The organism is Nocardia sp. NPDC004168, assembly GCF_040610355.1.
GTDB classification, from domain to species: Bacteria; Actinomycetota; Actinomycetes; order Mycobacteriales; family Mycobacteriaceae; genus Nocardia; species Nocardia sichangensis.
This window is the reverse complement of sequence record NZ_JBEXME010000005.1, coordinates 205,068-224,477: the sequence shown is the minus strand read 5'-3', so window position 1 is coordinate 224,477 and position 19,410 is coordinate 205,068. Positions and strand designations below refer to the sequence as shown.

Here is a 19,410-nt window from a genome sequence, read left to right as displayed (position 1 = left end):
CGGTGACCACGCATCTGACCCACTGGGGCGCGTTCGAGGCGGACAGCGACGGTGAACGACTGACGGAGGTCCGGCCGTGGCGTGGTGATCCGGAGCCGATGCCGTTGATCGGGAACGTCGCTTCTGCGCAGCACCACCCCACTCGGATTGATCGGCCGTATGTCCGCCGGGGTTGGCTGGAGAACGGGCCGGGGCCGGGGCCGCGCGGTTCGGAGGCTTTCGTTCCGGTGTCGTGGGAGCGGGCGTTGGACCTGCTGGCCGGTGAGCTGGGCCGGGTGTACCGGCGGTTTGGGGCGGAGGCGGTGTATGGCGGTTCGTACGGCTGGGCGAGCGCGGGGCGGTTCCATCACGCGCAGAGTCAATTGCACCGCTTCCTGAACTGTCTCGGCGGCTACGTCCGGCACGTGAACAGTTACAGTCTGGGCACTTCGACGGTTTTCCTGCCGCACGTCATCGGCGACATCGGCTGGTTGACGCAGCAGGCGACGGCGAAGGCGGTACTGGCCGAGCACTCCGAACTCGTGGTGGCCTTCGGCGGTCTGTCACCGAAGAACGCGGCGGTGTCGCCTGGTGGCGTCTCCCGGCACAACGTGCGGGGCTGGATCACGGCGGCGCGGGAGCGGGGCTGCCGGTTCGTGTCGATCAGTCCGTTGCGCGACGACACCCCGCCGGAGAGCGAAGCCGAGTGGATCGCGCCGCTGCCTGGCACCGACGTGGCGATGATGCTTGCGCTGGCTCAGGTGCTGGACGCGGAAGGTTTGGCGGACACGACGTTTCTGCGTGAGTACACGGTCGGCTTCGAGCGTTTCGCGGCGTATCTTCGTGGCGCGGTGGATGGAGTCGTCAAGGATCCGGAGTGGGCCGCGGCGATCACCGGGGTGGGGGCGGAGCGTATCCGGATGCTGGCGCGCGAGATGGCCGCCGCTCGAACTCTGGTGACGGTGAGTTGGTCGTTGCAGCGGGCGCGACATGGTGAGCAGCCGTTGTGGGCGGGTGTGGTGCTGGCGGCGATGCTGGGGCAGATCGGCCTTCCCGGCGGCGGGTTCGGGCATGGTTACGGCTCGGCCGCGGGCGTCGGGGAACCGGCGCGCGGGCCGGTGCCGCGACTTCCGCAGGGGCGCAACGGTGTCGATGCCTTCATTCCGGTCGCGCGGATCGCGGACATGCTGCTGAATCCGGGTGCGCCCTATCGGTACAACGGTCGGGATCTGATGTATCCGGATGTGCGGTTGGTGTATTGGTGTGGCGGCAATCCGTTCCATCACCATCAGGATCTGGCCCGTTTGCGAATGGCGTTCGAACGGCCGGACACGGTGGTGGTGCACGATGCGTTCTGGACGGCTACCGCGCGGCACGCGGACATCGTGTTGCCGTCGACGATGTCCATCGAGCGCGATGACTACGGCGCGGGCGAAGGTGACCGGTCGTTCTTTCCGATGCGAGCGCTGACCCGCCCGCCTGCTGAGGCGCGCGACGATTATCGGATCTTCGCCGAGATGGCGGATCGGCTCGGGGTCGGCAAGGAGTTCACCGAAGGACGTTCGGTCGCGGAGTGGCTGCGGCATCTGTACGAGCGGTGGCGCGTAGAGCAGTCGCGTGCGGGACAGGAGTTTCCGGATTTCGACGCGTTCTGGTCCGGCGAGGCGCTCGAGCTTCCGGTGCCGGACCCACGGCAGGTGCTTGCCGCGGACTTTCGCGCAGACCCGGACCGGTACCCGCTGAGCACGCCCAGCGGGAAGATCGAGATCTTTTCGTCGACGATCGATGGCTTCGGGTACGCCGATTGCCCGCCGCATCCGGTGTGGCTGGAGCCGGAGGAGTGGCTCGGTGGCGCGGCGGCGGAGCGGTTCCCCGTGCAGTTGGTGGCGAACCAGCCGCGGACGAAGTTGCACAGTCAGCTGGACGTGGGCGCCTATAGCCAGTCGGTGAAGATCTCCGGGCGGGAACCGATCCGGATGCATCCCTCGGACGCCGAGGCTCGCGGTCTGCGTGCCGGTGACATCGTGCGGGTGTTCAACGATCGGGGTAGTTGCCTGGCGGGGTTGGTCGTGGACGAGGGGGTGCGAGCCGGTGTCGCGCAGCTGTCCACCGGCGCGTGGTACGACCCCGACCCGGCGGATCCGACGTTCTGCCGTCACGGTAATCCGAACGTGCTGATCGCCGACCGTCCGTCCTCGACGCTCAGCCAAGGGTGCGCCGGGCAGCTCACTTTGGTGGAGATCGAGCGTTATGCGGGCCCGCTCACGCAGGTGGAGGTGGTCCGCCCGCCGGAGCGGACGGGCGCGGAAGCGTTGTGAGGTCGCCGAGCAAGGCGGAGGTTGCCTGGTCGATGGAGGTGATGGTGGATCTGGATCTGGCGGCGTTGCGGGCGTTCGTCGCGGTGGTGGAGGAGGAGCAGTTCGGTCACGCCGCCGCTGTGCTGGGTATCAGCCAGCAGGCGGTGTCCAAGCGCATCGCGAAACTCGAAGCGCAGTTGGGTGCGGAGCTTTTCGAGCGTGGATGCGGTGGCAGCGCGCCGACCGCAGCGGGTCTTCGGCTGTTGCCGCATGCGCGTTCACTGCTCGTGGGCGCCGAGGCGGCGGTGCGGTCCGTGCGCGAGCGGGTGCGGCCGTTGCGGGTGGCGGTTCTGGGTAAGCGTATGGCCGCGACGGAGTTGATGGAGTTCTATCTCGCGCGTCATCCGCGCTGTGAGACCGAGATCGTCATGTCGAACATGATCACGACGTCGCGGGAGGCGCTGCGCAGCGGTCTGGTCGACGTGGCCTTGGCTCGCGCGCACGGCGGCCCGGTGGCGTTGCCCGGTGACATCGTCGCGGCTCCGGCGTATCTGGAGCCGCTGTATCTGCTCGTGGGTAAGGACCATCCGTTCGCGGGCCGGTCGACGATCGGGTTGCGGGAGGTCGCGGGGCATCCGGTGTGGGTGCCCGGTGCGGCCGTGCCGTCGGAGTGGGCCGATTTCTATCGAGAACTCAGCGCGTTCAGCGGGATTCCGATCGATACCGGGGGTCCGCTGGAGAATATGGCGGGAATCGTCGAACGTATCGCGGATTCGTCGTCGTTGGCGACCTTCGCCGGTGACGGCGGGCAGACGCCGTGGCATCCGAACGTGCGGCGGCTGATGATCGTGGATCCCACTCCGGCCTATCCGCTGGCGCTGCTGTGGTCGGCGGGTGACCGGCATCCGGGATTGCGGCATTTGATCGAGCATGTCGCGGAGAGCTACAACCGGGATACCGCCGCCGCCTGCTGGGTTCCCGAACCCGATCAGGAGTTGTTCGGCGTGCCCGGTGTGGTGGCCGGTCCGTAGTGTCGGCCCGTGCCTCTACCATTCCCCGGGTGACCGGATATGACCCGCTCGACGCGTTCGAGCACCTCGACACCTCGACGTTGCCGCCGCGCCAGCAGCGGATTCTCGCCACGATTCGGGACTGGGTTCTGCGGTACGGGTATCCGCCGAATACGCGCGAGATCGGTGACGCGGTGGGTCTGCGGTCGGCGTCGTCGGTGTCCAAGCATCTGAAGAGCTTGGAGGAGCGAGGTTTTCTGCGCCGCGGCCGGACGGTGTCGCGTCCGATCGACGTGCGGATGTTCCTGCGGGCTCCGGTGCGGCGGGAGATGGCGGAGGATTCGGTGGCGGTGCCGGTGGTCGGCGATATCGCGGCGGGTGCTCCGATCCTGGCCGAGGAGCATACCGACGACACGATGACGTTGCCGCGCGAGTTGGTCGGCCGTGGCACGGTGTTCGGGTTGCGGGTGCGTGGTGATTCGATGATCGACGCGGCGATCTGTGACGGCGACGTCGTGGTGGTGCGACAGCAGCACGAGGCGCATTCCGGTGAGATCGTGGCGGCGATGATCGAGGGAGAAGCGACGGTGAAGGTGTACCGGCGGCGTAGCGGTCATGTGTATCTCGAGCCGCGCAATCCGGCCTACGAGGTGATCGACGGTGACGAAGCGGTGGTGCTCGGCAAGGTCGTGTCGGTGATGCGGCGGGTCTGAGCTCGGTGCGCTTGCTCGGTGGGCGTCGCGTTGACCGGTGCAGGGGTCTGGACCGACAGGGGATCGCGGTGGTCGAGCAGGTCGGGGCCTTGCTTGTCCCAGTAGCCGCCCAGGTCGACGCGACGCGCGCTGCGATCAATGTTCGGGGGAGTTCGGGCCGTTCCCGCCGCGCGGCACTGCGGATCGATGCCTCGGTGGGGCGGCGAATTCTCGCAGGGCCGCGACCGCGGCGTTGTATCCGCTCATCCCGTGCGCTCCCGGCCCTGGCGGGACGGCGGCCGAGCAGATGAACATCCGGTTCGCCACATGATAGGGGCGCCTGGTGATGCGTGGTCCGCCGAAGACCAGCTGGCGGATGCTCTTGTCGCCGGTCAGGATGTCTCCGGCCACATAGTTGGGATTGTAGGCCTGCATGTCGATGGGGCCTACGACGGTGGTGGCGAGGATGCGGTCTCGGAACCCCGGTGCGAACCGCTCGACCGCGTCGAGCATTACTTCGGTGATGTCCTCCGAATACCCTTGTGGCACATGGGAATACATGTCGACCGGGTGCATGTTTCCTTGTGAGCGTGTTGGGTCGGCGAGGTACTGCTGTCCGACGATGATGAACGGTCGGTCGGAAAGCCGACCTCGATGCACAGCGCGTTCGGCGCGGACCACGTCAGCTGCGCTGCCGCAGATGTGCAGGCTTCCCGACTTCCTGGCGTGCGGGCTGGTCCAGGGAATGCCGCCCGCTATGGCGAGGCTTATCTTGTATGCGGCGGGCCCGTGCCGGAAGCGTCGGTACGCCCGGGCGACCCGTGACGGCAGCCGGTCACCGGCGATGTCGGCGATAGCGGCCGGGGCAAGATCGAACATCACGAGGTCGGCCGGCGGCAGTCGGTCCAGCGACTCGACCCAGAACCCGGTCTCGATCTTTCCGCCCAGATCTCTCAGCGCCGCCGCCATGGCTTCGGTGATAGCGCGTGAGCCGCCCACCGCAACGGGCCACCCGTAGCGATGGCCCGCGGTGGTGATGCCGAGACCGATCGCCGCGGACAGGATCCGGTGCTGTGGTTGCCAGCCGTGCGCCATGTTCCCGGCGAACAACGCCCGTCCCCGCTCGGTCCGGAACAGCCGTCCGAGTGCGGCGGCGGGGATCAGGGTCGGGATGCCGAATCGGGCCAGCCGCAGCGGATGTGACGGTATCCGTAGGAGCGGTTGCATGACGTCCTTCGCCAGCAGTTCGTATCCAGCGGCGGGGCCGGCGAACAGGCGGCGCCAGATCGGCCCGTCCGGCCCGAGGCCCGCCGCGGTCTCTTCGACGGATTGATACAGCACTGCCGCTGTTCCGTCGTCGAGCGGGTGAACGCAGTCGATTTCCGGCCATGCCCATTTCAATCCGTAGCGGGCCATGTCGATTCCGGCGAAGAACGGTGAGCCGACGGCCATGGGGTGGGCCATGGCGCAGTGGTCGTGCAGCAGACCGGGGAGGGTCAGTTCGCCGGAGCGGGTGCCGCCGCCGATGGTGGCGGCACCTTCCAGCACGGTGACGTCGACCCCGTGCCGGGCCAGTGTCACGGCGGCAGCCAGTCCGTTCGGGCCGGAGCCGACCACGATCGCCGTGGTCATCGCGCACGCGCCGAGGGCAGATCCTGGGTGTCGTCGTGGTGGAGAGGATGAACCGGGAACAGATCGTCCGGCTCCGGCCATGGCTGGCGGGCAAGCATGTCCTCGACCAGTACGTAGCCCTCCTCGATGACTCCGGTTCTGGCATCGATGATGCGGTATGCCTGGCGTTGCCGGTGGATGGGCTGAGATTCGAGGACGACGACGCGAAGCTCGCCCTCCTCGAACTGGCAGCGCCGCTGCAGCGCTGTCAGCAGCTGTTCGTTGTGCAAGTGCCCTTCACCGAAGTTCCAGCCCAGCAGCGGGCCTGCGACAATCTCTCCGTCGCGGACGGCGTAGTCCTCCGGGTTGTCGACGGCGCGTGCGATGAGGCCGTTGAGTGCCCGGCCGTGGGTGTGCATCGATCGCCAGCCGAGCCCGGTCTGGATGAGGATGTCGGCGGTCTCGGGGCCGTACAGCTTGGTCAGCTGGGTGACCGGCAGCGCGGCGCTCATGGTGACGTGCTGCTCGAGTTTCAGCTCGGCGTCCCCGCGGAAACACCAGGCGCTTGTGGCCCAGTTGCCTGCGTAGTAGCGCATCGATGTCAGGAACGAAACCCATTGCGGCCGAATATGTCCCACGACCACGACAAGTGCGGAGAAGAGGATCATCGCGAGCACCAGCGGTGATCGAAGCTGCTGGACGTGGATGTAGCCGTAGTGTCCGAACAGGTAGAACAGGCTGAAGATGAAGAAGATGTTCCATTCCAGCGGCACGCCCATCGGGACGGTGGAGATGATGTGCAGGTGGAAAACGGCCATGAAGATGATCGCCGCCCAGGTCAGTGGGCCGCCGTGGCCGAGGAACACGAGGTAGGCGGGAACCAGGTATTCCACGACGGTGCCGCCGTGAGCCAGCAGAGCCGGGATACGTGACGGCCGCAGGTCCTGCGGTGGGTTGCGGTACATCTTGCGCTCGAGCCATCCGAGTCGCATGACGGGGCTGTTGCTCATCATGACGGCGACCACGTGCCCGAAGTGATGGTTGAGCTTGGACGTGGCCGCACCCCACCACAGCGCCAGCATGACCAGCTTGAATCCGATCACCATGTCGGCGAAGGGGACGAAGAACATCAGCAGCATCAACAGGTAGTGCTCGGGGCGTGCGGCCAGAAACACCGTCTTGTCTCGCAGCCCGAGCACGCAGAGGGCGATGACCAGAGCGACGACGACCATGGGATCGAGCAGGCCTACATGGCCGCCGTCCACCGGCGGAACGCCGCGGCCGGAGGCGAGCAACGCCTGGATTCCGGATCCGAGGACGACCGCGTACAAGGCGACATCGATGAGCCCGCGCTCGTCACCACGGGTGAACGGCACCTTGCCCGGCCATGGCGGCAGCCGCAGGGTGCCGGGACGCAGGAAGTACAGCAGCCCGCCGAGCGGCGGCAGGAACCGCATGGTGAGCGGTCCGAACCCGCATCCGAGCCCGAGTATTTCGAACAGCAGAGTCCAGACGACGAGTTTCTGGTAGACGATCGGTTCGGTCCACCACGAGCTGATGTCGGTGAGCGCCCCGAGCCCGGGGGTCAGGGAGATCACCGCGGCCGCGCCGAGGACGTACAAGGCGCATTTGACGAGGTAGAGCAGGTAGACGGCAAGAGGCGTGCCGAAGCCGTGCTCGACCCAGTGCTCGGCGACGGTGCGCAGCCGTTCACCGCGCGGGCGGGTCTTCCATTCGGCGTAGTCGATGTCCGGAAGATCGGGTTTCGTGAATCCCATGGCAGGTGTCTTTCGAGAGGGAGAGGAGGGGGTCAGAGGGTGGCATCGACCGAGCGGCGGCGCAGAATCCGCTTGTCGATCTTCCCGACGGGGTTCTTCGGGATCTCGTCTACGGTCACGATCAGCTCGGGAAGCTTGTAGGCGGCCAAAGACTTCCGCAGTAGCTCGAGAATCTGTTCCGGCTCGACCGCGGCACCGTCGCGATAGGACACGAAGGCGATGGGCACTTCGCCGTAGACCGGGTGCGGTCGACCGATCACGGCGGCCTCGAGCACCTGTGGGTGGGTGTAGATCGCGGACTCGATCTCCTTGGGATAGATGTTCTCTCCGCCGCGGATGATCATGTCCTTGATGCGGTCGACCAGGGTGAGGTAGCCGTCGGCGTCCATGCGACCGATGTCTCCGGTGTGCAGCCAGCCATCGACGATCACCTTGGCCGTTTCCTCCGGCCGGCCCAGATATCCCCGCATCACGGTCGGGCCTTTGACCACGACCTCGCCCACCGATCCGGCGCTGAGGAAATTGCCGTCGCTGTCGACGATGGCGATCTCTTGGCCCGGCAGCGCGAGACCGACGGTGCCGGGTTTGCGGACACCGTCGAGTGGATTGCCCGTGCTCGCGCACGTCCCCTCCGACAGGCCATAGCCTTCGTAGATCGGGATCGCGTAGCGCTCCTCGAATCGGGTGAGCAGTTCGACCGGCATCGGAGCCGCACCGCAGAGCGCGAACCGGACCGAGGAGGTGTCGGGCCGGATCTCCGCCGGCAGCGCCGACAGCATGGCGTAGATGGCGGGTACCGCGGAGAAATAGGTCGGCCGCGCCGCCTCGACCCTGTCGAAAAAGGTCCGCGGCGAGAACCGGCCCGCGACAGTGGCCCGGCCGCCGGCGAGCAGCGGCGACAGCACGCTGACCACGATGCCGTTGACGTGGAACAGCGGCAGGATCAGCAGACTGTGGTCCTCGGCGGTCAACCGCATACCGGCGACCATCGTCTCGGCCATCACCATGATGTTGGCGTGCGTCAACTCGACGCCCTTGGGACGTCCGGTGGTGCCGCTGGTGTAGATGATCAACGCGAGCGCGTCGTTGGAGAACTCGGTCGCTTCCGCGGCGCCGCCGCGGCCTTCGTGCCGATTCAGCTCCGCCAGCGCAATTCGCTGCGGTTGATCGGCCTGGCCGGCCTCGCGTTCGTCAGCGCAGACAAGGACGCGCGCGCGGGAATCGGCCAGCTGATAGTCGGACTCGGCCGCGGTCGACGACGGGTCGATCGGCGTCGCCGCGGCACCCAGCCGCCAAGCCGCGAACAATGTCACGATCAATTCGAGCCGGTTCGGCAACATCACGGCCACGACATCGCCGACACCGATCCCCGCCTCCGACAACCGATCGGCGTACTTCCGCACGAAGTCGAGGAACTCGGCGTTGGTGATACTTCCCGAATTGTCGTCGGCAAGACACGGGTTGGTGGGGAAGCCTCCGGCACGTATATCGGGCAGGGCAGCGAAGTGCATGTCGATCTCCTTGCTAACTCGGCAGCTCACTTGCGTGAACGCCACGTTAGGAAGGTGATGTGACCTGGACCATATTGTGAGCGCATGAAGATAGCGGGAGGGATCGTGCGCCGCGCACGACGGATGTCTCGGTCACCCCACGGGCTGCAGCACGGTCGACCCCAGCCATCGGCAGGCCAGCAGGGCGACCTCGACCTCCAGTCGTCGCTCCCGAAGCGAATGTCCCAGTACCGCCTCCGCCTTGCGGATCCGGTACTGGACGGTGTTGCGGTGCAGCACCAGCCGCTCTGCCGTTGTCTGGAAGCTGCCGTTCGTCTCCAGGAAGACACGCGCGGTCTCGCGGAGTTGCGCCGTGGCATCGTCATCACGCGCAAGCGACCCGAGAATTTCGCTGATCCATGCCCGGGTGGCGGTCAGGTCCGAGCACATCAGCGCGATCGGCCCGAGCTGAGCCGAACAAGACATCGACGCGCGCTGCGGTGCCGGTGCGGACATCGCGACGACCTGCGCTTGTGCCGCCTGGCGATGGGTCAGTCGGAAGCCTTCCAGTCCGGTGGCAGGTCTGCCCACCGCTGCCCATGTCTGCTCCGGAGTGCGCACCGCGGCGGGATCGACATCCAGTTCCGGTTGCGGGAGCCACGCCCACAGGGTCGATTCGTCGGCCGGGATCAGCAGCGGTGGTCCTTGGCAGGACAACTGATCGGCGATGGCCGTCGCCACTTGTTTGGCCACGCGCAGTTGGTCGGCGCCCGCGTCGGACCAAATGACCATGCCGAGGTGGGTTCGGTCGAGCCGATATCCCAGTGTGCGCTCGCTGTCATCCGGGTCGACGCGCTGTCCGGACAGGATCGAGCGCACCCTCGCGGTACGGACGGCCATCTGGTTCTGCAGCCACCGGTCCCGCTCGTCCTGGTAGGCGGTCACGACTTGTTGGGAGACCCGATCGATATAGGCGAACGAGCGGTCGGTCATCTCGGCCACTGCGGAGGTGATCAGGGCGACGTCGTTGGTCGCCGCGGTGAGCTCGCCGAGCATGTGGTCGTTGAACAGTCGCTGCCCGATGCGGTAGGCCCGCAGCAGGGCGGCGATCGAAGTGCCGCGCTGGGCCATGCGCCGGGCGTATTCCAATGCCTCCGTGGGAGCTTCGAGTTCGTCGATGTCGAGCCCCAGCTCGTAGATATGCAACGCGATCACGACGTTGCCGGTGACGCTGGCCCGCAGTAGTGACTCCACGCGGCTGTCGCCGCGCAGCTCCGGCTCGATGTGGAGCATCTGCTCCGTCAAACGTTCGGACAAGCCGAGCGCATGTCGGCTCAGTTCTCCCGCGATCCTCGCGAGCAGTTCCGCGGCGTCGCTCCGCATGATCATCCTGACCGCTTCACGATCGAGCGGACTCCGGGGGGCTCGACCTTCGACCGCCCACGATCCGCAGCGCGAGGTCCGCGTAATAGTCGCCGATGTCCTCCGGTGACCAGGAGCCACCCTCGTGGTACCAGCGCGCGATATCTATTCCCAGCGAAAGTAGAGCGGCCGCGGCCATATGGGTATTCGAGTTCTCGAACACCCCCGCGGCCGCCCCGCGCTCGATCAAGCACCGGACCTCGCCCTCGATCGCACGCCGGATTGCCTTGATCTCCTGTTGATGTTCTGGGCTCAGTGCGGCGAGCTCATAATTGATGATTCGGGCGACGGTGTGGGAGCGGGCGTGATGGATCGTGAACTCCCGCATCACGGCGATCAGTTGCTCGGCGGGGTCTTGTGCCGAAGCGATGGCAGTGCGGACGCGCTCCAGGGTCTCCAGGTGACCGGCGCGTGAGATCTGGTAGAGCAACTCTTCCTTGGAACGGTGATACACGTAGATCGTCCCCGTGCTCACCCCGGCGATCGATGTGATGTCGCGGGTGGTCGACCCGTGGAAGCCGCGTTCGGCGAAGGCCACCACCGCGGCGTCGAGCAGCCGCGCTCGGGTCTGGTCCGCGCGCGATAGGTCCTCTGTATCGGTCACCTGGACAGTATGGCTCTACACAACGAGCACGAGTTTGCCGGTATCGGCACCTGTGAGCAGCATGTTCAGTGCATTCAGCTTTCTCACGCGGGCAGCCCGACGAGGTCCGCCAGCAATCTCCGATGGTGGCCGGGACTTCCCAGTCCTATCTGGTCGGCCTTCGCGCGTTTGAGGTACAGGTGTGCCGGGTGCTCCCAGGTCATGCCGATCCCGCCGTGCAATTGGATGGCCTCCTCGGCGGCCCGCACCGCGATATCGCTGCAATAGGACGCCGCGACAGCGGTGGCGATCACGCTGTCGGGGTCGTCGGCCGCGTATGTTCCCGCCGCATACCGCGCGGCGGCCGAGGCCGACTCGACCTCGACGTACAGGTCGGCGAGGCGGTGCTTGATCGCCTGGAATCCGCCGACCACCCGGCCGAATTGGCGTCGCAGCTTCAGATACTCGACGGTTGTCTCCAGGCACCAGGCGGCGATTCCGGCTTGCTCGGACGCGAGGAGTGCGGCGCCGAGTGTCAAGCCGGATTGGATAGCTGCCCAACCGGATTCGGCGGCGACGACGACCCGGCCCGGCACGGAGTCGACAGCGACGTCAGCCAGCGGGCGGGTCATATCCAGGGAGACCACCGGCTTGATCTGCGCCGCGGCGGCCGTCAACGCGTGCACCTCCGTGCCGTCGGCCGTCTCGACGGCGGCCAGCAGCACATCGGCGTCGAGCGCGCCGGCGACGCTGGTAACCAGTCCGGACAGCCGGCCCTCCGCATCAGCCGTCAAGGTCGGGATGTGCGTCGCGAGCGCGGTGGAGAACGGCGTCAGCAGCGCTGCGCTGCAACTACCGTCGCCGAGCCGACCGACCAGCGTGGAGTCGCCCGCGAGCAGGACGGTCGCGGCAACGACGCTGCTGGTCAGAAATGGGACCGGTGCGACGAACCGTCCGAACTCCTCGAGGACGACGGCGGCGTCACGGGCCGTACCGCCCGCTCCGCCGCGGTCCTCGGGGATGAGGAGACCAGCGAGCCCGAGGTCGTCGGTGATCGATGTCCACAGCGTCCGGGTCAGTGTCCGATCGCCGTCGTAGGCCCGCGCGACCGCGGACGGGTCGCATCGGGTGGTGAGCAGGTCACGCACCGCGCTGCGCAAGGAGGTCTCGACATCGGTATCGAGCAGCAGGATGTCGCTCATCGGCTCAGGTCCTTCCAGGCGATGTCCTTGTCCGCACGGGGTTCACCCGGCAGCCCGAGGACCCGTTCGGCGATGATGTTGCGCAGGATTTCGGAGGTTCCGCCCTCGATCGAATTGCCTTTGGCCCGCAGGAAGCGGTAACCGGCGCCACGACCGGCGAAATCGACCCGGTCGGGGCGCACCATCGTCCAATCGTCGTATCGCAGGCCGTCCTCGCCGTGCAGTTCGACCTCCAATCCGGCAACCTGCTGGTTGACTCGGGCGAACGACAGCTTGACGGCGGAGGTTTCCGGCCCGGGCTGGCCGCCGGCCACCTGCTGACGCAGCCGGGTCGCCGCCAGCCGGGAGACCTCGGCATCCACCCACAATCGCAACAGCCGGTGGTGCAATTCGGGGGTGCGCTTTTCCGGGAATTCGCGCCAGAGGCCGGCGGCGGCGCCCAGCACTCCGCTCTCGCGGGGGAGCGCGCGCCCCCCGATCGAGACGCGCTCATTGTTCAAAGTGGTGGTTGCGACTCGCCAGCCTTCTCCTTCCTTGCCGAGGCGGTGCGTGTCGGGGATCCGAACGTCGGTCAGGAAGACTTCGTTGAATTCCGCTTCGCCGGTGATCTGCCGCAGCGGCCGCACCTCGACTCCGGGTGCGGTCATATCGCAGATGAAGTAGGTCAGCCCCGCATGCTTGGGGCGGCTGGGATCGGTGCGTGCCACGAGGATCGCCAATTGCGCTTTATGCGCGACCGAAGTCCACACTTTCTGCCCGTTGACGACCCAGTCACCGCCGTCACGCACTGCCCTGGTGGCGATCGCGGCCAGGTCCGAGCCTGCCCCCGGTTCACTGAACAGCTGGCACCAGATCTCCTCCCCGCTCCACAGCGGACGCAGGAAGCGCAGCCGTTGTTCCGTCGTGCCGTGGGCGAGGATCGTCGGCGCGGCCATACCCAGACCGATACCGTTGATCGCCGCGTTGTTGTCCGGAGATCCGGCCTGCTCGAACAGGGCGTCGACGAACGGTTGCAGTTCCCGGTCGACGGCCCGGCCACCGAGCCCGATCGGAAAGTGAACCCAGGCCAGGCCCGCGTCGAACCTGGCTCGGTGAAAGGTCACGGCATCGGTGGTGGCCGGATCGTGCTTTTCGAGTACGGCTTCCACCCCGCGCCGCAGATCGTCGCGGACCGCGTCGGGTCGAGTCATCTGTCATCCTTCTGATCGGCCGTCACGGCACCAGCACCGCGACCGTCTCGGCCACACACGCGGGCTTGTCCGAGCCGTCGAGTTCCACGGTCACTCGGAGCACTGCTTGCGACCCGATCGTGCCCGGCACGAGCGAGACCAGTTCGACACCGGCTCGGACCCGGGATCCGGCCGGGACCGGAGTGGGGAATCGGACCTTGTTGGTGCCGTAGTTGACACCCATGGACAGGCCCCGCACGGCGTATACCTGACCGGCCAGCATCGGCACCATCGAGAGGGTGAGAAACCCGTGTGCGACGGTGGTGCCGAACGGTCCGGCGGCGGCTTTCGCGGGATCCACATGGATCCATTGGTGATCCCCGGTAGCTTCGGCGAAGCGATCGATCTGTTCCTGGGTCACCGTGTGCCAATCGCTGTATCCGAGGTGGGTGCCGACCGCGGCCTCCAGCTCGGACAGGCCCTGGAATATCTGCACAGCTCTCCTTCCTCCGTTCAGTTCCGTGGGCCGCCGGCCACGTAGATCACCTGGCCGGACACGAAGCCGGCCCCCTCGCTCACCAGGAACGACACGGTGTGCGCGATGTCGGCGGGAGTGCCGGTACGGGCAACCGGAATCTGGGCGGCCATCGCCGCCTTGAGCTCCTCGAAGGAGATGTTCATCCGGGCGGCCGTGGCCGCGGTCATCTCCGTCTCGATGAAACCCGGGGCGACCGCGTTCGCGGTGACGCCGAACTTGCCGAGTTCGAGTGCGAGCGTCTTGGTGAATCCCTGCAGCCCGGCCTTGGCGGCCGCGTAGTTGGCCTGGCCACGGTTGCCGAGCGCCGAGGTGCTGGACAGGTTGACGATGCGACCCCACTTCTGCTCGATCATGTGCGCCTGCGCTGCCCGGGCCAGCAGGAACGAACCGCGCAGGTGCACGTTCATGACGGCATCCCAGTCGTCGGCACTCATCTTGAACAGCAGATTGTCACGCAGGATCCCGGCGTTGTTGACCAGCACCGTCGGTGCGCCGAGCGCGGCGGCCACGCGATCGACCGCCTGGGTAACCGCGGCCTCGTCGGAAACATCGACACCGACCGCGAGCGCGCGTCCACCGGCTGCCTCGATGTCGTCGACGACCGTCTTGCATGCGGCCTCGTCCAAGTCGAGCACGGCTACTGCCATACCGTCGGCGGCCAGCCGCCGGGCGACAGCGGCGCCGATTCCGCGAGCCGCGCCGGTGACGATGGCGGTCCGCTGTGTCGGATCGGTCATGAATACTCCTCGAAGATGTGATTGCGGTGGAAATGCTGAGTTCAGGGGGTGTAGACCACGCGACCGACGGTCTTGCCGTCCGCGAGTCGCTGCACGGCGCCGGCGACCTCCGCCAGTCCCAGCCGCGCGCCGACCAGAGGACGGATCGCGCCGTCGGCGGCAAGTGCGGTCAGCGCGCGATGGCATTCGGCGACGGCGCTCGGATCCTGGGTGTTGTACAAACCCCAGTGCAGGCCGAGGATCGAATAGTTCTTGACCAGCGCATGATTCAATGCCGGTGCTTGGATCTCGCCGCCGGCGAATCCGACGACCACGATGCGGCCCTCGAAGGCGACGCATTTCGTGGACCGTTGGTACACCTCGCCGCCGACCGGGTCGTAGATCACGTCGGCGCCACGACCGCCGGTTACGTCCTTCACAACGTCGACGAAGTCCAGCTGATGCCGATCGATGACCACGTCGGCGCCCAGATCCTCGGCGTAGGAGGCTTTTTCGGCGCCACCGACAACTCCGATCACCCGGGCGCCCGCGGCCTTGCCGAGCTGGATTGCGGCGCTGCCCACGCCACCTGCCGCGGCATGCACCAGGAGGGTCTCGCCCGCGGTCAATCCGGCGCGCCGATGCAATCCGAACCAGCCGGTCTGGTAGCCGATGAACAGCGAAGCCGCCTCCGCGTCATCCAACGACGGCGGCGCTGGGAAGGTCTGGGCGGCCTCCAGCACGGCGAATTCCGCGAAACCACCGTGCGGCAGCGCCGCGCCTCCGAGCACCCGGTCACCGGCAGCGATCCCGGCCACGTCGGCACCGACCGCCACCACTTCGCCACACAACTCGACGCCGGGCGTGAACGGCAACGGCGGCCGGACCTGATAGAGGCCGCGGCACATCAGTACATCGGGAAAGTTCGCCGCGGCGCCGCGGACCCGCACGACAACCTGGCTCGGGCCGGGCTCGGGAACTTCCACCTCCTCCAGCCGCAGCACCGTGCCCGGTTCGCCCAGCTCATGGACTCGCCACGCTTTCATCCGCGCCATGTCAGATTCCGCCTGTCAGCGTGACGCCGCCGTCCACGACCAGCAATTGCCCCGTCAGCCAGCTCGCGTCGTCGGAGAGCAGAAACGCCACCACACTGCCGATGTCCTCGGGCACGCCGAGCCGCTTCAGCGGGTACGCCGCGGCGACCTCGTCCTCCCTGCCGTCGTAGAGAGCAGTGGCGAACTTGGTCTTCACCACCGCAGGGGCGACGGCGTTGACCCGTAGGTTCGGGCCGAGTTCGACCGCGAGTTCCTGAGTGATGTGCGTGAGCATCGCCTTGCTCGAACCGTAGAAGCCGATGCCCGGCGCCGGCTTGAGACCGGCGACCGACGACACGTTCACGATCGCGCCGCCGAAGTCCTTCATCCAGGCCCGATACGCCTGCTGCACCCACGACAGCGCGGCCAGGCAGTTGACCTCGACTATCTTGCGGGCCACGTCCAACGGCAGATCGACCATCGGCCCGAACGCCGGGTTGATGCCGGTGTTGTTGACGAGGAGGTCGGCGCTACCGAACGTGTCGATCGCGCGAGCGACGGTCTCCGCCTGGTGCTCGACGTCATCGGCACGGCCCGCGACGGCCAGCGCGCGGTCCGGCCCGCCCAGTGCTTCCACCGCTTCGTCGAGCGCGTCCTGTTTGCGGGCGGTGATCACGACTCGCGCCCCCTCGTCCACCAAGCGCTGCGCGATGCCGAGCCCGATGCCCCGGCTCGCACCGGTGACTATCGCTGTCTTGCCTTCGAATCTGTTCATCATTGAATCCCTTTCGCGGAGTCAGCGGTTACGACAGGCGCTCGAGCACCATCGCCATGCCCTGACCGCCGCCGACGCACATCGTTTCCAAACCGATCTGCTTGTCGTGGAACTGCAGGGAGTTGATCAGGGTGCTGGTGATGCGGGCGCCGGTCATGCCGAATGGGTGACCCACCGCGATCGAGCCGCCGTTGATGTTGAGCTTGTCGAAGTCGACGCCCAGCTCCCGCGCCGACGGGATGACCTGGGCGGCGAAGGCTTCGTTGATTTCGACCAGGTCGATGTCATCGATGGTCATCCCGGCCCGGGCCAGCGCCTGCTTGGACGCCTCCACCGGCCCCAAGCCCATGATCTCCGGCGACAGCGCGCTGACTCCGGTCGCGACGATCCGAGCCAGTGGCGTCAGGCCGAGTTCGGCGGCCTTGGTGTCCGACATGATGACGACCGCGGCGGCGCCGTCGTTGAGCGGGCAGCAGTTTGCGGCCGTCACCGTCCCGTCGGGCCGGAACACCGGCTTCAGTTCGGCGACCTTCTCCAGGGTGACTCCAGGCCGCGGGCCATCGTCGTGCGAGACGACACTGCCGTCGGGCAGGGTGATCGCGGTGATGTCGCGCTCCCAGAATCCGTTGGCGAGGGCGGCCTCGGCGAGGTTCTGGCTGCGGACACCGAAAGCGTCCTGTTCGGCACGGCTCACACCGCACAGTTGCGCCACGTTCTCCGCGGTCTGCCCCATCGCGATATAGACGTCCGGCAGTAGATCCTCGGTGCGCGGGTCGGTCCAGGCCTCGCCGCCCGCAGCGAATTTCGCCGTACGGCGCACCGCGTCGGCGAATACGGGGTTCTCGGTGCCGGGCAGGCCGTCGGCACTGCCCGTGACGTAGCGGCTCACGGTCTCCACGCCGGCGGAGATGAAGACGTCTCCCTCGCCGGCCCGGATGGCGTGTAGCGCCATGCGGGTCGTCTGCAAACTGGACGAGCAGTACCGGTTGACCGTTGTGCCGGGCACCCGATCCAGGCCCGCCAGAATCGCCACGACTCGAGCGAGGTTGAAGCCCGACTCACCGGCGGGCTGGCCACACCCGAGCATCAAGTCGTCGATGCCGTTCGGACTGAGGGCAGGCACCTTCGCCAGCGCGGCCCGGACGATCTGCGCCCCCAAGTCGTCGGGCCGGAGATCCCGCAACGAACCCTTGCCTGCGCGACCGATCGGCGAGCGGGCGACAGAGACGATGACGGCTTCGGGCATGACTGTGAACCTTCCAGCAAGTAACTGAGCGCTTGTTAACCTATCGACACCATGCTGGACGGACCGTCGATGGTCAATACGTCACAGTGAATTGGGACTGTGACACAGGGCACAAGACGGCGCGGTCGCTCAGCAGACGGCTTGCGTCCGACACAGCAGCCATCATTGGATGAGTACAGCGACGATCGAATGGATAGCCTTGTGGGGCAACGGATCCCCAGCTCTGTGCGGCAGCGGATCCGGCGGGACCTTCACCACACGATTCTGAGGTGCGCCGCCCCCGAGCGCGGCAGTACCGCCGCGCTCGGTGCGGTTGTGACTCTGCTGGTCACCACCATCGATGAGGGTCGGGACCTGTCGTCGATGTGCGGGATACCGGCCGACAGCTCCTATCGTCTGCTGCCGGCCTGACGGCTCCGCCTCACTTCAGGTGCCGGGCGAAGAATCGGATCCCTTCGTCCGCCCGAGCGGCCGCACCGCGAAACCCGATGAGGCAGGTGGCGAAGCTGAGCATCAACCCGGTGGAGTCGGTGTTTGCCTGGGAACAGTGCCCGCGCTCGCCGAGGGCCTGGACCGGACACGCGTGCCGGCCAGGGCCGAATCAGCTGGACGCGCGTAGCGTCGATTCGCTCACTCGGCAGAGCGCTCGGGGAACTGCGTTTTCACCGTGTGGAGGTCTCCGGCCCGAGCCCGGACGGGCGCTGGGTTCGCGTCGCTTCCGCTCGAGGTGCTGGGCCGGTGAGTCCCCCGGTCCTGCGCATTCCGAGGAACATCGAGGCCAGGCCGAGCAGCACGGCGACGGCGCCGGTGACGACGTTGTTCCAGATCGTCGAGGTGGTATCGACGTTGCCGCTGACGATCCAGGGGGCGACGATCGTCCAGAGGCCGATCAGGGGAGCGGCCCAGACGATGCCGTGCGTCCGGCCGTACACCGAGGCGAACCCGAGTGCGAGCATGGCCAGAGCGATGCCGACGACGAGGTTGTTGACGGTCAATGTGGAGAGTCCGTTGAACCCGACGACCCAGGGGGAAATCGCGAGGTAGAGCCCGGTCAGGAACATCAGGCCGGTGACCGCTTGGGCGTCGGGTGCCTCGGAGGCGCGCTCGTACTTCTCCCGCAATTCCACGATGTCGGGATGCCGGCTCATCATGGTTTCACTACTCATGTTTCCACCACCCTTCGGACGTAGTGGCGTATCGAAGCTCTCCCGAGCCGGGCGGCTCACGATCGGTTCAGGAACGCGACCCGTCCTGATCGCCGCTCACTTATATCATCCTGTGATAATATCACTCCATGATGGAAGGGTCGATGTCCTCATCGGGCCACCTCACCGACCAGGAATACACGCGGCTGCTGGCGTTTCGTACCGTGCTGCGCCAGCTGCTGCGCTGGAGTGAGCGTGGGGCGGCCGAAGTGGGACTCACCGACACCCAGCACCAACTCCTGCTGGCGATCCGAGGACACTCCCACCCCGGCGGGCCGAGCATCGGGGAGGTCGCCGGTTACCTGTCCGCCCGCCACCACAGCGTGGTGCAGCTGATCGATCGCACCGAGCAACTCGGCCTCGTCACTCGGAAACGAGGGCAGGGCACCGACCGTCGCGTCGTACACCTCACGCTGACCGAGGCGGGCAAGGAAACGTTGGCCTTGCTCAGCGCCACACATCGGGAAGAACTAGAGCGACTGACTCCCCTCATCGGCGCGCTGGACGATCTCCCCGCCGTAGGGTGAGCGTTGCTCGGTCCGGGTAGGGCCACTTGAGCCGGGATCACCTCGCGATCCGCTCCGGTGGGCCGGGTGTGCCGAGAAAGGTGCGCCCCTCAGCGGCCGAGCAAAGCGCTTGCCCCGTGCGGATTTCGCCCGTCCA

17 protein-coding genes are annotated in these 19,410 nt (G+C 66.9%); 4 read left to right on the top strand and 13 right to left on the bottom strand.

Annotated elements, in window-relative coordinates:
• Positions 1 to 2: 2 nt before the first annotated feature.
• From ABZW96_RS12865 to lexA, 3 genes are read left to right on the top strand one after another with little or no spacing between them, the layout of a single operon-like run.
• Positions 3 to 2,297 (top strand): molybdopterin-dependent oxidoreductase, encoded by a 2,295-nt coding sequence (locus ABZW96_RS12865; RefSeq protein ID WP_355074109.1) that lies wholly within the window; start codon positions 3 to 5, stop codon positions 2,295 to 2,297.
• Complete coding sequence (locus tag ABZW96_RS12860; protein ID WP_355074108.1) at positions 2,294 to 3,307, top strand: LysR family transcriptional regulator; 1,014 nt, start codon at positions 2,294 to 2,296, stop codon at positions 3,305 to 3,307. The genes ABZW96_RS12865 and ABZW96_RS12860 overlap by 4 nt, the downstream gene beginning before the upstream one ends.
• A gap of 29 nt (positions 3,308 to 3,336) precedes the next feature.
• Positions 3,337 to 3,999: a transcriptional repressor LexA gene (gene lexA, locus ABZW96_RS12855; RefSeq protein WP_355074106.1), complete on the top strand. Its 663-nt coding sequence runs from the start codon at positions 3,337 to 3,339 to the stop codon at positions 3,997 to 3,999.
• 135 nt (positions 4,000 to 4,134) lie between these two features.
• Here lexA and ABZW96_RS12850 read toward each other — a convergent pair whose 3' ends face one another.
• From ABZW96_RS12850 to ABZW96_RS12790, 13 genes are all read right to left on the bottom strand, one after another.
• Complete coding sequence (locus tag ABZW96_RS12850) at positions 4,135 to 5,610, bottom strand: NAD(P)/FAD-dependent oxidoreductase (protein ID WP_355074104.1); 1,476 nt, start codon at positions 5,608 to 5,610, stop codon at positions 4,135 to 4,137.
• Positions 5,607 to 7,367 (bottom strand): DUF3556 domain-containing protein, encoded by a 1,761-nt coding sequence (locus tag ABZW96_RS12845; RefSeq protein WP_355074102.1) that lies wholly within the window; start codon positions 7,365 to 7,367, stop codon positions 5,607 to 5,609. The genes ABZW96_RS12850 and ABZW96_RS12845 overlap by 4 nt, the downstream gene beginning before the upstream one ends.
• Positions 7,368 to 7,399: 32 nt before the next feature.
• A complete protein-coding gene (locus ABZW96_RS12840; protein WP_355074101.1) occupies positions 7,400 to 8,878 on the bottom strand; it encodes an AMP-binding protein in 1,479 nt (492 codons plus the stop codon).
• Positions 8,879 to 9,010: 132 nt separating this feature from the next.
• A complete protein-coding gene (locus ABZW96_RS12835; protein ID WP_355074099.1) occupies positions 9,011 to 10,240 on the bottom strand; it encodes a helix-turn-helix domain-containing protein in 1,230 nt (409 codons plus the stop codon).
• A 16-nt stretch (positions 10,241 to 10,256) separates the two neighbouring features.
• Positions 10,257 to 10,883 (bottom strand): TetR/AcrR family transcriptional regulator, encoded by a 627-nt coding sequence (locus ABZW96_RS12830; RefSeq protein ID WP_355074098.1) that lies wholly within the window; start codon positions 10,881 to 10,883, stop codon positions 10,257 to 10,259.
• Positions 10,884 to 10,966: 83 nt separating this feature from the next.
• Entirely contained in the window at positions 10,967 to 12,064 is a 1,098-nt protein-coding gene (locus tag ABZW96_RS12825) for an acyl-CoA dehydrogenase family protein (protein WP_355074096.1), read from the bottom strand.
• Positions 12,061 to 13,254 (bottom strand): acyl-CoA dehydrogenase family protein, encoded by a 1,194-nt coding sequence (locus ABZW96_RS12820; protein ID WP_355074094.1) that lies wholly within the window; start codon positions 13,252 to 13,254, stop codon positions 12,061 to 12,063. The genes ABZW96_RS12825 and ABZW96_RS12820 overlap by 4 nt, the downstream gene beginning before the upstream one ends.
• Positions 13,255 to 13,276: 22 nt before the next feature.
• Positions 13,277 to 13,729 carry a MaoC family dehydratase gene (locus ABZW96_RS12815; protein WP_355074093.1) on the bottom strand — a complete coding sequence of 151 codons (453 nt, stop codon included), beginning with the start codon at positions 13,727 to 13,729 and terminating at the stop codon, positions 13,277 to 13,279.
• Positions 13,730 to 13,746: 17 nt separating this feature from the next.
• A complete protein-coding gene (gene fabG, locus ABZW96_RS12810; protein WP_355074091.1) occupies positions 13,747 to 14,508 on the bottom strand; it encodes a 3-oxoacyl-ACP reductase FabG in 762 nt (253 codons plus the stop codon).
• Between the two features lie 41 nt (positions 14,509 to 14,549).
• The gene (locus ABZW96_RS12805) at positions 14,550 to 15,533 is read right to left on the bottom strand and encodes an NADPH:quinone oxidoreductase family protein (RefSeq protein WP_355074437.1); all 984 of its coding nucleotides are present in this window, start codon (positions 15,531 to 15,533) and stop codon (positions 14,550 to 14,552) included.
• Between the two features lie 10 nt (positions 15,534 to 15,543).
• Positions 15,544 to 16,299 (bottom strand): SDR family oxidoreductase, encoded by a 756-nt coding sequence (locus tag ABZW96_RS12800; RefSeq protein ID WP_355074089.1) that lies wholly within the window; start codon positions 16,297 to 16,299, stop codon positions 15,544 to 15,546.
• A gap of 25 nt (positions 16,300 to 16,324) precedes the next feature.
• Positions 16,325 to 17,542, bottom strand: a complete 1,218-nt coding sequence (locus ABZW96_RS12795) for an acetyl-CoA C-acetyltransferase (RefSeq protein ID WP_355074087.1) — start codon at positions 17,540 to 17,542, stop codon at positions 16,325 to 16,327.
• A gap of 662 nt (positions 17,543 to 18,204) precedes the next feature.
• A complete protein-coding gene (locus ABZW96_RS12790) occupies positions 18,205 to 18,708 on the bottom strand; it encodes an SPW repeat protein (protein ID WP_355074085.1) in 504 nt (167 codons plus the stop codon).
• Between the two features lie 143 nt (positions 18,709 to 18,851).
• On the opposite strand from ABZW96_RS12790, the gene ABZW96_RS12785 reads away from it, so the two are divergent.
• Complete coding sequence (locus tag ABZW96_RS12785; RefSeq protein ID WP_355074084.1) at positions 18,852 to 19,274, top strand: MarR family transcriptional regulator; 423 nt, start codon at positions 18,852 to 18,854, stop codon at positions 19,272 to 19,274.
• Positions 19,275 to 19,410: the final 136 nt, after the last annotated feature.